At 69.3% G+C, this 12,406-nt stretch carries 13 protein-coding genes; 3 read left to right on the forward strand and 10 right to left on the reverse strand.

The features are described 5' to 3' along the window. Nucleotides 1-54: 54 nt before the first annotated feature. The gene (gene leuS, locus NJQ98_RS13500) at nt 55-2,724 is read left to right on the forward strand and encodes a leucine--tRNA ligase (RefSeq protein ID WP_262179547.1); all 2,670 of its coding nucleotides are present in this window, start codon (nt 55-57) and stop codon (nt 2,722-2,724) included. A gap of 76 nt (nt 2,725-2,800) precedes the next feature. Beyond that, nucleotides 2,801-4,078, forward strand: a complete 1,278-nt coding sequence (locus tag NJQ98_RS13505) for a DUF7282 domain-containing protein (RefSeq protein ID WP_262179549.1) — start codon at nt 2,801-2,803, stop codon at nt 4,076-4,078. Here the strand turns inward: NJQ98_RS13505 and NJQ98_RS13510 are convergent. The 3 genes from NJQ98_RS13510 to pheA form a co-directional block, all read right to left on the reverse strand. Beyond that, the gene (locus NJQ98_RS13510; protein ID WP_262179552.1) at nt 4,057-4,527 is read right to left on the reverse strand and encodes a peroxiredoxin; all 471 of its coding nucleotides are present in this window, start codon (nt 4,525-4,527) and stop codon (nt 4,057-4,059) included. The genes NJQ98_RS13505 and NJQ98_RS13510 overlap by 22 nt on opposite strands. Nucleotide 4,528: 1 nt before the next feature. Beyond that, on the reverse strand, nt 4,529-4,930 hold the full coding sequence (locus tag NJQ98_RS13515) for an Hsp20/alpha crystallin family protein (protein ID WP_262179554.1): 402 nt from the start codon (nt 4,928-4,930) through the stop codon (nt 4,529-4,531). A 62-nt stretch (nt 4,931-4,992) separates the two neighbouring features. Beyond that, nucleotides 4,993-5,805, reverse strand: coding sequence for a prephenate dehydratase (gene pheA / locus NJQ98_RS13520; protein ID WP_262179556.1), 813 nt, complete (start codon nt 5,803-5,805; stop codon nt 4,993-4,995). A 142-nt stretch (nt 5,806-5,947) separates the two neighbouring features. On the opposite strand from pheA, the gene NJQ98_RS13525 reads away from it, so the two are divergent. Beyond that, the gene (locus NJQ98_RS13525; protein WP_262179559.1) at nt 5,948-6,343 is read left to right on the forward strand and encodes a hypothetical protein; all 396 of its coding nucleotides are present in this window, start codon (nt 5,948-5,950) and stop codon (nt 6,341-6,343) included. Nucleotides 6,344-6,374: 31 nt separating this feature from the next. Here NJQ98_RS13525 and NJQ98_RS13530 read toward each other — a convergent pair whose 3' ends face one another. The 7 genes from NJQ98_RS13530 to NJQ98_RS13560 all read right to left on the reverse strand — a co-directional run bounded on the left by NJQ98_RS13530 (nt 6,375) and on the right by NJQ98_RS13560 (nt 12,371). Then, entirely contained in the window at nt 6,375-7,205 is an 831-nt protein-coding gene (locus tag NJQ98_RS13530) for an aldo/keto reductase (RefSeq protein WP_262179561.1), read from the reverse strand. A gap of 50 nt (nt 7,206-7,255) precedes the next feature. After that, a complete protein-coding gene (locus tag NJQ98_RS13535) occupies nt 7,256-7,879 on the reverse strand; it encodes a hypothetical protein (RefSeq protein ID WP_262179563.1) in 624 nt (207 codons plus the stop codon). Between the two features lie 105 nt (nt 7,880-7,984). Then, nucleotides 7,985-9,400 (reverse strand): dihydrolipoyl dehydrogenase, encoded by a 1,416-nt coding sequence (gene lpdA, locus NJQ98_RS13540; protein ID WP_262179565.1) that lies wholly within the window; start codon nt 9,398-9,400, stop codon nt 7,985-7,987. A gap of 54 nt (nt 9,401-9,454) precedes the next feature. Next, the gene (locus tag NJQ98_RS13545; protein WP_262179567.1) at nt 9,455-10,465 is read right to left on the reverse strand and encodes a lysylphosphatidylglycerol synthase transmembrane domain-containing protein; all 1,011 of its coding nucleotides are present in this window, start codon (nt 10,463-10,465) and stop codon (nt 9,455-9,457) included. Nucleotide 10,466: 1 nt separating this feature from the next. Beyond that, entirely contained in the window at nt 10,467-11,342 is an 876-nt protein-coding gene (locus NJQ98_RS13550) for a polysaccharide deacetylase family protein (protein ID WP_262179568.1), read from the reverse strand. Continuing rightward, nucleotides 11,335-11,691 (reverse strand): DUF2304 domain-containing protein, encoded by a 357-nt coding sequence (locus tag NJQ98_RS13555; RefSeq protein ID WP_262179570.1) that lies wholly within the window; start codon nt 11,689-11,691, stop codon nt 11,335-11,337. Before NJQ98_RS13555 ends, NJQ98_RS13550 begins: the two co-directional genes overlap by 8 nt. A 2-nt stretch (nt 11,692-11,693) precedes the next feature. Beyond that, on the reverse strand, nt 11,694-12,371 hold the full coding sequence (locus tag NJQ98_RS13560) for a glycosyltransferase family 2 protein (RefSeq protein ID WP_262179572.1): 678 nt from the start codon (nt 12,369-12,371) through the stop codon (nt 11,694-11,696). Between the last annotated feature and the right edge of the window lie 35 nt (nt 12,372-12,406).

Here is a 12,406-nt window from a genome sequence, read left to right on the forward strand (position 1 = left end):
GCCCGGGTCCCGTGAAGGGAAAGCTATAGCAACGTCGGTGTCCGACCCACTATCATGACTACGACCGGCGAGGAACCCGAGCGGACGTTCGACCACGCCGAGGTCGAGCCCCGCTGGCAGTCGGCCTGGGACGAGGCCGACGTGTTCCGCATCGACGACGACGCCACGGACCCCGAGTACGTGCTGGCGATGTTCCCTTACACCTCGGGGCAACTGCACATGGGCCACGTCCGCAACTACACCATCACGGACGCCTTCGCCCGCTTCGAGCGGATGCGCGGGGAGGACGTACTCCACCCGATGGGGTGGGACTCCTTCGGGCTGCCCGCCGAGAACGCCGCCGAGGAACGGGACACCAACCCCCGCGACTGGACGATGAAATGCATCGACCAGATGCGCGACCAGTTCGTCGAGATGGGCTTTGGCTACGACTGGGAGCGCGAAATCGCGACCTGCGAACCGGAGTACTACCGGTGGAACCAGTGGCTGTTCAAGCGCTTCCGCGAGGAGGGGCTGGTCGAACGGCAGGGCGCGGAACTGAACTGGTGTCCCTCCTGTGAGACCGTGCTGGCCGACGAGCAGGTCGAAGGCGAGGCCGAGCTCTGCTGGCGGTGTGACACCCCCATCGAGCACCGCGAGATGGACCAGTGGTTCCTCACTATCACCGACTACGCCGAGGAGTTGCGGTCCGACCTGGACGACCTGGAGGGGTGGCCCAACAACGTCCGGGAGATGCAGCGCAACTGGATCGGCAAGCAGGAGGGCGCCAGCGTCGCATTCGAGGTCGGCAACTACGGCGCGGTCGACATCTTCACGACCCGGCTGGACACTATCCACGGCGCGACCTACTTCTCGCTGGCGCCGGGCCACCCCGTCGCCCAAGAGATTGCCGAGGACAACGACGAGGTCGCCGACTACGTCGAGATGGCCCAGGCGGCCGACGAGGACGACCTGGACGTGACCTCCGGCGTCTTCACCGGCGAGTACGCGACGAACCCGGCCACCGGCGAGGAGATTCCGGTGTACGTCGCCGACTACGTCCTGACCGACGTGGGGACGGGGGCGCTCTATGCCGTCCCGGCCCACGACGACCGCGACCACGAGTTCGCCACCCACCACGACATCGACATCCAACAGGTCGTCGAGCCCGCTCCCGACGCCGACGTCGACCCCGAGGACGTGGACGTACAGGAGGAGGCCTACACCCCGGACGGCGTGCTCGTCAACAGCGGCGAGTTCGACGGGCTCGAAAGCGCCGAGGCCCGCGACCGCTTCGTCGAGGAGTTCGACGGTGAACACCGCACGGAGTACAACCTCCGGGACTGGGGCATTTCCCGCCAGCGCTACTGGGGCACCCCCATCCCGATGATTCACTGCGATGACTGTGGCTACGTCGAGGTCCCCGACGAGGACCTCCCCGTGGAACTGCCGGAGTTCGTCCACACCACCGGGAACCCGCTGGACGCCGCCGAGGAGTGGAAACACGTCGACTGCCCGGCGTGTGGGGCCGACGCGGTCCGGGAGACCGACACTATGGACACGTTCGTCGACTCCTCGTGGTACTTCCTGCGGTACGTCTCCCCCGACCTCGATTCGGCTCCCTTCGACACCGAGCGGGCCAGCGACTGGATGCCCGTCGACCGCTACGTCGGCGGCATCGAACACGCCGTGATGCACCTGCTGTACGCCCGCTTCTTCACGAAGGTGCTCGACGACATCGACCTCGTCGAGGGGGTTCGCGAGCCGTTCCTGAACCTCACTAACCAGGGGATGGTGCTGGGGGAGGACGGCAACAAGATGTCGAAAAGCGGCGACAACGGCGTCTCGCCACAGCGCATCATCGACGAGTACGGCGCCGACACCGCCCGCCTGTTCATCATGGAGGCCGCCCAGCCAGAGAAGGAGTTCGCCTGGAGCCCCGAGGGGGTCCAGTCGGCCCACAGCTTCCTGCAGAACGTCTACCGGCTGACCGGCGAGTTCGCCGAGGGAGAAATCGAGTTCGGGACGGACGGGGAGATAGCCGACTACGTCGCCCGCGAAATCGACGCGACGGCCGCCCGCGCCACCGAGGAGTACGAGCGGTTCCGCTTCAACCACGCGCTGCAGGCCACCCGCGAACTGGTCTCCTTGCTGCGGCGCTACCGGGAGGCCACCGACCCCGACGAGGCCACCTTCGAGCGCGGGCTCGTGACCGCCGCCAAGCTGCTGGCGCCCGTCGCGCCCCACGTCGGCGAGGAGCTGTGGGAGCGCCTGGACGGCGACGGGCTCGTCGCCGAGGCCGACTGGCCCAGCGCCGACGCGCCCGACCAGTACGCCATCGAGCGCCGCCTGGTCGAGAACACCCGCGAGGACGTCCGCGACATCGTCGACACCGTCGGCATCGCGGACCCCGAGACCATCACGCTCGCGGTGGCGCCGGCCTGGAAACACGACGTCGTCTCGATAGCCCGCGAGGCCGACAACGTCGTCCCCGCCGTGATGCAAAACGAGGAGCTCCAGCGCCACGGCGAGGCCGCCGCCGACTTCGCGAAGACCCTGGCAGGGCGGGCCAACATCGACGAACACCTGCCGCCCGAGCGGGAACTGGCCACACTGGAACGTGCGGCGTGGCTCATCGAGCGGGAGTTCGGTGCCGAGGTGGTCGTCCAGTCGGCCGACGCGGCCGACGACAGCCTCGCCGCGAAGGCCGAGCCCGGCCGGCCGGCCATCGACATCCAGGAGTAGAACGGCTGTCGGGCGGTCCGGCTTCGGCCTGCTCCCTCCCACCAGACACTTTACCGACGAGTTAGTTACCAGGCATGTGCTCAACAAGCGTCAGTCCGTGCCGATTCTTCTCGCTGTGGTCCTCGTGGCGACAGTCGCCGTCGGTACCGTGCTCGCACAGCAACAGTCCGTGACCGTCGATGCGACACCGTCCGGCCCGAGCGAGGCCGAGTCGACCCACGCCGTCACGTTCTCCGTCGGTGACAGCGCCGTCGCGGGCGCGGCGTGGGACGACGTCCGCATCGACTACAGCGTCGACGCCCCGAGCGCCGACGTCTCGAACGTCGGTGCCAGCTCCATCGAGCGGGTCGGCATCGACCGCAACGACGACGCCCCCGGCTCGCAGGTCGACGTCCGCGCCGAGACGATTTCGGAAGTCACCGGCCAGGCGGACGGTAACGCCCTGCAGATAGCGCTGGGCGGGGCGCTCACGCTCCGGCAGGGCGACGAACTCGTCGTCGTCATCGGGCCGGTCCAGAACCCCCAGAACGCCGGGACGGCCGACGTCGAGGTGACGGTCAACACGCAGGCGGCGGCCGTCTCCCGCACCGGCTCGGTCACGTACGAACAACACGACGCCACCACGACGCTCACCGACCAGTCGAGCGCCGGCGACACTGTCGTCGTCGACCGGGTGAACCTCTCGGAGGGCGGCTTCGTCGCGGTTCAGAACACCACCGGCGCCACCCCCGGCGCGGTCCGGGGCACGTCGGCGTACCTCGAACCCGGCGTCCACGAGGACGTCGAGGTGACCCTCGACACGCCGCTGGACGGGACCCAGGACCTCGTCGCACAGCCCTACACCGACAGCAACGCCGACCGCGACTTCGACTACGCGTCCTCCGGCGGCGAAGTCGACGGACCGTACCGCAACGGCGACGACAACGTCATCGGGTCGTCGACGGCGACGGTGACGTACGACCCCGACGCCGCGGCGACCGAAACCGCCACCGACGGCGGTACGAGCGGCGGCAGCACCGACGACGGTACGAGCGGCGGCAGCACCGACGACGGAACGACCGAAACCGCCACCGACGGCGGTACGAGCGGCGGTAGCACCGACGACGGCACGACCGATAGCGGCACCGACGACGGTACCAGCGACGGGACCGCGACCGACAGCGCCACCGCCACTGGGACCTCAGACGGGTCGACGACGGCCGCCTCGCCCGCCGGTACGCCCCAGATGTCCGCGACCGACGCGGGCGGGGTCCCGAGCGGGAGTTCCATCGGCGGCGTGTCGGTCCTCCTCATCGCGGCCGCCCTCCTCGCGCTGCTGGGGGCCGCGGCGACCTATCTCTCCCCGTCCGACTGAGCCGTCTCCAGCAGTCCGGTTTCGCCTAAATCGCGGAGCACGTCCTCCGCGTGGCCCTCGGGGCGGACCCCTTCGTACAGCCCGACGACCTGGTTGTGGGCGATGACGAACGTCGTCCGCCGGGCGTGGCCGTCGGTCAGCTCGACGCCGAAGGCCTCGGCGACGTTCCCGTCGGGGTCCGCGAGCAGGTCGAAGGAGAGGTCCTCGCTCTCGGCGAACTCGCGGTGGCTCTCGACGCCGTCGGTCGAGACGCCGTAGACCGAGACGCCGTACTCCTCGTAGCGCTCGGCTTCGGCCTCGAACTCCCTGGCCTCGGTGGTACACCCCGGAGTGTCGTCTTTCGGGTAGAAGTACAGCACCGTCGGCGTCGCGAAGTCCGGCCGGACGGCGTCGCCGTGCTGGTTGTCCGCGATGACGTCGGGGACGCTCTCCCCGGGTTCGAGCGCCATCTCAGTTCACCGGGATGTCCGTCCCGCTCTCGTCGTCGGTGGCCTTGGGGAGCGTGACGGTGAGGACGCCGTCCTCGTAGCTCGCGGCCGTCTCGCTTTCGGTGACCGGCTCCGGGAGGCTGACGGTCCGTGAGACCGACTGCCGTCGCCGCTCGCGCTGGACGAAGCTCCCGTCGCTCACTTCGCCCTCCTCGGTCCGGTCGGCGCTGATGGTCAGCGTCCGTCCCTCGGCGAGCTGGACGTCGATGTCGTCGCTGTCGTAGCCCGGGAGGTCCGCGCGGACGACGAAACTGTCGCCGTCGTCTATCACGTCGGTCGGGACGGTCCCGGCAGCGACGCCGAACTGGTCGCCCAGCACGTCGAAGGCGCGCTCTATCTCCGATAGCGGGTCGCGGTCGCTCATGAACGGGCGTAGACGCTCGCGGAACTTAAGCGCTGGAGCGCCACGGACCGCAAACGCCCGGCCTAGTCGATGACGGTCTCGGTGTCGTAAGACCCGAGATGGCGGACCCAGCCGTTCTCGGCCAGCGTCTCGATGTCTTCGAGCGCCTTCTGCGTGCGCTCCTCGTAGAGGCCGGCGGCCACGTCGATGTGGAAGACGTAGTCGCCCAGCCGCTCGCCGCTGGGGCGGGATTCGACGCGGGTGAGGTTGATGTCGCGGTCGGCGAAGGGTTCGAGCAGCTCCAGCAGGAGGCCGGGGTAGTCGGCGTTCGGGTAGACGATGAAGGAGGTCTTCCCGCCGCCCTCGGCGCGCTCGCTCGCCGGCGCGACGGCGACGAAGCGGGTCGCGTTCGAGGACTGGTCCTGGATGTCCTCGGCGAGCAACTGCAGGCCGTCGCCGGCGTTGTCGGGGTGGCCGATGGCGGCCACGTCGGGGTCCTCGCGGGCGCGCTCGACGCCGCGGGCGGTGGAGGCGACGGCCTCGACGTCGACGCCGGGGTAGTGTTCGTCCAGCCAGCCCCGACACTGGGCCAGCGCCTGGGCGTGGCTGGTGACCAGCGAGAACGAGTCGTCCTGTGCCAGCAGCGCGTGGCGGATGGGCGTGATTATCTCGCGGACGACGGCCACGTCGTGGGCGGTGAAGGCGTCGAGGGACTCCGTGACGGAGCCCTCGATGCTGTTCTCGACGGGGACGACGCCGCGGTCGGCCTCGCCGTCGGCGACGGCCTCGACGATGGCGGTCATCGATTCGGCGAAGTCGATGTCGCCGTCGTCGGCGACCGCCCGGGCGGCCCGGTGGGAGTAGGTCCCCGAGGGGCCGAGCGTGATAGTCGTCATGTGAGCCGCTACTTCGCTCGGGGACAAAAGAGCGGTGGTAGCGCGCCTGCTGCCCGCGTCGACGGCGTCCCGTCTGTCGGGGGCGAGATACCTACTCTGTAAGGTGGCGCATGCATATTCATGTACGGAGTACGCTACTCGTATGTCTGAATCCACGGGCAGTCTCCCGAATCCCAGCGAGTACGAGTGGTCGTTCGAACAGCGCGGCGGCGTCGGCGTCTGGTTCATGCAGGGCTGGCGGGGCTTCGCCGACGAGGACCTCGACGCGGCGAGTACCCACTACCGCGAGCGCGGGAGCCGGGCCGACATCGAGGCGACGCTCGCGGTGTTTGGCGACGACACGAACCTCCCCCGCGAGACCCAGGAGTACATGGCCGAGGCGTGGTCGGAGAACGGCGAGTACACTGACGTCGACAAGGTCGGCTTCGTCTCCGAGGGCACCACGGCGATGGCGGTGAAATCGAAGATGGACATCCCCGACGCCGACATCGAGAGCTTCGGCGACCTCGACGCCGCCGTCGAGTGGGCGCAGGGATAGCCCGTCGGGCCGGCGGCGGTGGGGAGCCGAGCTACCGCAGCGTCGCCAGCTCGTCGTCGCTCAGCTCGATGTCGGCGGCGGCGACGTTCTGTTCGAGATGTTCGAGGCTCGCGGTCCCCGGAATCGGGAGCGTCACGTCCGACGATTCCAGGAGCCACGCCAGCGCGATCTGGTACGGCGTCGCGTCGTGGCGCTCGGCGATACCGTCGATGCCGTCGACGTCGTCCAGTTCCCCGGCCGCGAGCGGGAACCACGGGATGAAGCCGATGCCGTAGTTCTCACAGGCGTCGAGTACGTCCTGTGTGTCCCGGTTGGCGACGTTGTACTGGTTCTGGACCGTCGCTATCTCGACGATGTCGCGGGCCCGGTCCAGCTGGTCGACGCTGACGTTCGAGAGGCCGACGTGTTCGACCAGCCCCGCGTCCTTGAGTTCGGCCAGCGCGTGGACGGAGTCCTCGAAGGCGGTGTCCGAGTCCGGGCGGTGCAGCTGGTAGAGGTCGATGGTGTCGACGCCCAGGCGGTCCCGCGAGCAGAGGTACGCGTTGCGCAGGTAGTCGGGGTCGCCGTGGGGGAGCCAGTCGGCGTCGGTGTTGCGCAGCAGGCCTCCCTTGGTCGCTATCACGAGGTCGTCGCGCTCGGTGTCGAGGGCCTCGCCGATGAGCCGCTCGGAGACGCCGGGGCCGTAGGAGTCGGCCGTGTCGATGAAGTCCACGCCAAGCTCCACGGCGCGGCGGACCACCTCGCGGGCGTTCTCCACGTCGTCGGGCTCGCCGATGACGTCCTCGCCGGTGATGCGCATCGCGCCAAAGCCGAGGCGATTGACCGTCAACTCGCCGCCGATGTCGAAGGTATCGTCGGTCATCGCTTCGGTGTAGGCGGGACGGCCTGAAATGCGGCCGGGTCGGTACGCCGTCAGTCGCGGCGCGCCTGGGACAGCCGGACGGAGAGGTAGCCGCCGGCGTAGAAGAGGACGACGCTGGCGACGAAGGCCACGAGCGAGACGGCGACGACCGGCAGCCCCATTCCGGAGGCCACGAACGGATTGGCGCCCACCGTCTCGACGTAGGCCCCGACGGCCGGTCCGCCGCCCAGCCCCACCGCGAAGAGAGCGACGGTAAGCAGGATGGCCAGGCCGCCGGTACCCAGGCCGACGTACCGCGCGAAGTCCTCGATGTCGAGCATCGTGTGGGCCTGGGACTCGGTCAGGGGCCTGCGCCGGATGCGGTACAGCGCCGTGCCGACCAGCAGCGCCGCCCCGAGTAGCTCCAGGACCCCGCCGAAGACGCCGAGCAGCAGGACCTTCGGCGAGGCGACGGCCGGGTCCGTCGCGGGGAGGTAGCCGGCGACGCTCGTCGGAAACAGTCCGTACATCGGTAACAGCGCGACCAGCGTGGCCAGCAGCGCGCTCTGGAGCATCAGCGTCCGCGGGACCGACTGGCGGAGAAACGAGTGCCGCTGGTAGCGGACTCGCTCGTACGTGCTTCCCGAGAGGATGGCGCTCGCGATGTGGTCGTGGGTCTCGGTGTCGGTAGTCATAGGTGTTGCCGGTTCTGGCAGAGCTTTTTCAAGCGTGATTATAACCTTTGTGTCTGGCCCGGAAAACGCCGTCGTGGGGCCTGTACGGTGGGTTCCGCCTGGCTACTACCTGGTATGAATCGCCTCGCCGCGGGCGTCCCTGGCGGCCTCGTGGACGGCTTCGGAGAGCGTGGGATGGGTGTGGACGGTCCCCGCGATGTCTTCGAGCCGGGCGCCGAGCTCGATGCCCAGCGACAGCTCCGCGACGAGTTCGGAGGCCTCTGGGCCGACAATTTGGGCGCCCAGCAGGAACTCCGTGTCCGCGTCGGCGACGATTCGGACGAACCCCTCGCGCTCGTCCAGCGTCAGGGCCCGGCCGTTGGCCCGCAGGGGCATCCGGCCGACGACGGGGTCGAAGCCGGCCTCGCTCGCCTCGGCCTCGGTCAGCCCCACCGTCCCGATTTCGGGGTCGGTAAACACCGCCGCCGGAATCGCCTGGTGGTCCAGCGCCGCCGGCTCGCCCGCCGCGACCTCGGCGGCCACCTCGCCCTCGGCCATCGCCTTGTGGGCCAGCATCGGCTCGCCGGCCACGTCGCCCACGGCGAAGACGCCGTCGAGCTCGGTCCGCGCCCGCTCGTCGGTCGCCAGGAACCCGTTCTCGTCCGGGTCGAGGCCGACGTTTTCGAGGCCAAGGGTGTCGGTCACCGGCTCGCGGCCCACGGCGACGAGGCAGCGGTCGGCGTGGTACTCCGTGACCGCGTCGTCCTCGTCGGTCGTCGCCACGCGGATGCGCCCGTCGTCGAGGTTCTCCCAGTCGCTCGCGGCCTCGCCGAAGGCGAAGTCGACGCCCAGCGCCTCGGCCCGCTCCCGGACTATCGCCGAGATGTCGTCCTCGTAGCCCGGCAACACGTCTTCCAGCATCTCCACGACGGTGACCTCGGCGCCCAGCTTCGCGAACACCGTCGACAGCTCCATGCCGATGTAGCCCGCCCCGACGACGAGCAGCTCGTCGGGCACCGTCTCCAGGGCCAGCGCCTCCCGCGAGGAGAGGATTCGCTCCCCGTCGAACGCGAAGCCGGGGACCTCGATGGGCCGGCTCCCGGTAGCGACGATAGCGTGCTCGAACGCGATGGGTTCGGGGTCCCGGTCCTCGCCGCCGTGGGCAACCCGTACCGTTCCCTCGTCGACGAACTCGGCGGTCCCCTCGACCAGCGTCACGCCCGCCGACTTGCACAGCGACTCGACGCCCCGTGTCAGCCGCGTGACGACGCCGTCCTTCCACTCGGCCATCGCCGTCATGTCGACGGCCGGGTCCGCGAAGACGCCCATCTCCTCCGCGGCCCGGGCGTCGTGGGCGACGTCGCTCGCCGAGATGAGCGCCTTCGAGGGGATACAGCCGTGGTTCAGGCAGGTCCCGCCGTAGGCGTCCCGCTCGACCAGCGTCGTGTCCAGGCCGAGCCTCGCCGCCCTGATGGCGGCGACGTACCCGCCCGGACCCCCGCCGATGACCAGTACCTCCGTCGTCTCGTCTCCGTCGACCATACTCGAAGCTGGACGGCTAACGGGATAAAAGAGGCGAGGGCGGTACGCCCCGTCTCACAACACGGACAGGTCCATATCTAGCGTGGGGTACCAGCCGGCGAGGGCGGGCAGGTAGACGCCGAGGAAGCGGTCGAGGAAGATGACGGGGATGACGACCGCCTCGGGGACGCCCAGACCGACGAAGACGGCGGTAGCGGTCGCCTCCGTGACGCCGATGCCGCCGGGCGTCAGCGGGAGGAGCGTGATGCTGTAGGCCGTCACCAGGTAGAGCGGGAGCACGAGCGGGTCGACCGTCGCGCCGAAGGACAGGAACAGGAGCCACACCCGAACCCCGGGGGCGACGACCAGCGCCCCGGCCCACCCGGCCCCGTAGCGCAGCCATATCTTCGGGTCCGTCGAGATACGACCGAACGCGTCGGCGGAGGCCTCGGTCACCTCGGGGAGCGCGCGGATGCGGTCGGCCAGCGCCGGGCCGACGCGGGGGACGCGCCCGGCCAGCGAGGCCAGGACGCCGACCAGCCGGTCCAGCGCGGTGAGGTTCATCCCGGCCAGCAGGACGACGAGGCCCGCTCCGAGATACAGCGCCGTCGACAGCCCGAGCAGGAGTAGGAGACCGGTCGGGACCCGGCCCGCGATAGCGACCAGCCCGACGGCCGAGACGAGGCCGTAGTAGACGGCGTAGATGCCGGTGTGGGCGCCCGCGGCGGCGGTCGCGTCGCCGTAGCCGATGCCCGTCTCGGCCTTCAGGATGAAGGGGGCGGCCAGCCGGCCCGAGAGCCGCGAGGGGAGGAGCTGGTTGACGAAGTTCACCGCCAGGTCGACGCGGCCGGCGGTCAGCAGGGACACGCGGGCGAAGGGCGCGACGACGGCCCGCCAGGTGTCGAACCGTGAGACGACGCCGCCGACGGTGACCACCATCAGGGCGACGAGGACGGCGGGGTCGGTCGCCCGGAGCCTGGTGGCGACCGTGTCGAGGTCGACCTGCGAGAGGAGGAAGGCGAGCGCGGCCAACCCGACGCCGTACTGCAGGGCCGACACCGCGATATCTCGCCGGCTCGTCGACACGTCAGTCCTCCCGTCGGCCCGCTCCGCGAGTCGCTGGGGCCCAGCCGGGGACGGCGTCGTCGAGGACCGACCGGGCAGTGACGAAGTCGAAGGGCTGGTCGAGGATGTAGGAGACGGCGTCGCGCATCCACTCGCCGGTGTGGTAGTAGACCCGCGAGGGGACCCCCTCGACCCGCGGGAGGCCCACGAGCTCCCACGGGTGGACGTACAGCACCGGAGCGATACCGCGCCGGGCGAGCAGGCGCATCCCGAGCGCGGTGTACCGGGGGCCGAAAAAGCGGAGCCACGTCCCCGTCAGCGGGAGCCGCAGGCCCGGCATCACGCTGGCGGGCAGTTCGGCCAGACCGGCGGGGGCGTCGGGGTCGACGGCGGTCGCCGGCGCCGGGCTTTCGAGTTCGTACTCGCCCCCGTACCAGCCCGGAATGGCGCGGCTCGCGACGATACTGGAGTCGTAGCCATACCCCGTTTCGGCCAGCAGGTCGAAGTGGTCGTCGGTGATGTCGAAAGCCGGCGCGCGAAAGCCCGTCACGGACCGGCCGGTGAGCGATTCGAGCCGGTCGCGCGACGTTTGCAGCTCCTCGCGGCGCCGGTCGGCGTCGAGGTCGGAGAGGAGCTCGTGTGAGGTGGTGTGTGAGCCGATTTCGAAGCCGGCGTCGGCCAGCGCTTCGATGTGGTCGGGGTAGCGGTCGACGAGCGAGGCGACGACGAAACACGTCGTGCTCGCGTCCCGCTCGGCCAGCGTCTCCCGGAACCACTCCAGCCCGTTCAGGCCGATACCCTGTTGGTCGGTCGTCCCGGACGCCGAGCGGTAGGCGGGCGTCTGGTCGAACAGCTCGACGTCGATGGAGAGGACCGCGCGGCCGACGGTGTCACTCATCGCGGAGTTCCTCGACCTCGCTGCGCAGCAGGCTGACCTCCTCGTTGAGCCGCGAGAGGCGGTCGTAGAGCTTCCCGATGCGGTTGAACAGGTAGGTCGCGACCACGAACAGCGTGAGATTCGAGATGACCAGGATGGCGCGGGCCTTCAGCTCCAGCCCCAGGACCGTCGCGACGACCTGGAAGACGTTGGGGAAGACGGCGACGAAGATGAGGCCGCCGCCGATGGCGAGCGAGACCACGAAGAGGGCGATGGCCTCGCGGCCCTGTTTTACCAGCATGTAGCCGTTGACGAGGAAGGCGATACCGACGACCAGCGCCATGAAGTTGACGAGGGTGTACTCGGCCATAGTTAGCGAAAGAGCAGCACGCGGAGGATGGTGTCGGTCATCCGAATCGGGTACAGCGCGAAGGTGTCGAGGGTGAACTGGGACTCGCCTTCCTCCCGTGTGGGCATCTCCGTGGACACCTCGGTGATGCGGTAGCCGCCTTTGGCGGCCTCCAGGGTCTGTTCGATGGCCCAGTGTTTGTCCCCGCGGTGGAGGATATCGGCGAGCATCGACACCCGGTAGACGCGGAACCCGCTGGTCACGTCCGTGATTTCGATGTCACCCAGACGGTTGACCAGCCGGGTGAAAAACTGGATGCCGACGTTGCGGGTCGCGGAGTAGTCCTGATAGCTCTCGTTGAGATAGCGGCTGGCGATGACCATGTCGTAGCCGCCGGTGGCCACGTCCACGAGTTCGGGAATCTTGGCCGGGTCGTGCTGGCCGTCCGCGTCGACCTGGACGACCCAGTCGTAGTCGTGTTTGATCGCGTACTGGTAGCCGGTCCTGACCGCGCCGCCGACGCCCGTGTTGAAGACGTGCTCGACGACGGCGGCGCCGTGGTCGCGAGCGATAGCGGCGGTGTCGTCGCTCGACCCGTCGTCGACGACGACGACCTTGTCGACGTACTCCCCGGTCTGGTCGATGACCGGTCCGATGGTCTCGGATTCGTTGTACGCGGGAATGACGGCGACGGTACGCACTATTTGCCCGGTATTCAGCAGCCGTATATATGCGT

Source organism: Haloarcula laminariae (assembly GCF_025457605.1).
Taxonomy (GTDB): Archaea; Halobacteriota; Halobacteria; order Halobacteriales; family Haloarculaceae; genus Haloarcula; species Haloarcula laminariae.

What these genes read in the sequence shown, in the direction of transcription:
- lpdA (WP_262179565.1), bottom strand. Translation starts at nt 9,400, where the DNA reads ATGGTCGACGGAGACGAGACGACGGAGGTACTGGTCATCGGCGGGGGT.
- NJQ98_RS13515 (WP_262179554.1), bottom strand. Translation starts at nt 4,930, where the DNA reads ATGAGCGACCGCGACCCGCTATCGGAGATAGAGCGCGCCTTCGACGTG.
- NJQ98_RS13535 (WP_262179563.1), bottom strand. Translation starts at nt 7,879, where the DNA reads ATGACTACCGACACCGAGACCCACGACCACATCGCGAGCGCCATCCTC.
- leuS (WP_262179547.1), top strand. Translation starts at nt 55, where the DNA reads ATGACTACGACCGGCGAGGAACCCGAGCGGACGTTCGACCACGCCGAG.
- NJQ98_RS13555 (WP_262179570.1), bottom strand. Translation starts at nt 11,691, where the DNA reads ATGGCCGAGTACACCCTCGTCAACTTCATGGCGCTGGTCGTCGGTATC.
- NJQ98_RS13510 (WP_262179552.1), bottom strand. Translation starts at nt 4,527, where the DNA reads ATGGCGCTCGAACCCGGGGAGAGCGTCCCCGACGTCATCGCGGACAAC.
- NJQ98_RS13530 (WP_262179561.1), bottom strand. Translation starts at nt 7,205, where the DNA reads ATGACCGACGATACCTTCGACATCGGCGGCGAGTTGACGGTCAATCGC.
- NJQ98_RS13525 (WP_262179559.1), top strand. Translation starts at nt 5,948, where the DNA reads ATGTCTGAATCCACGGGCAGTCTCCCGAATCCCAGCGAGTACGAGTGG.
- NJQ98_RS13550 (WP_262179568.1), bottom strand. Translation starts at nt 11,342, where the DNA reads ATGAGTGACACCGTCGGCCGCGCGGTCCTCTCCATCGACGTCGAGCTG.
- pheA (WP_262179556.1), bottom strand. Translation starts at nt 5,805, where the DNA reads ATGACGACTATCACGCTCGGCCCCTCGGGGACCTACTCCCACCGGGCC.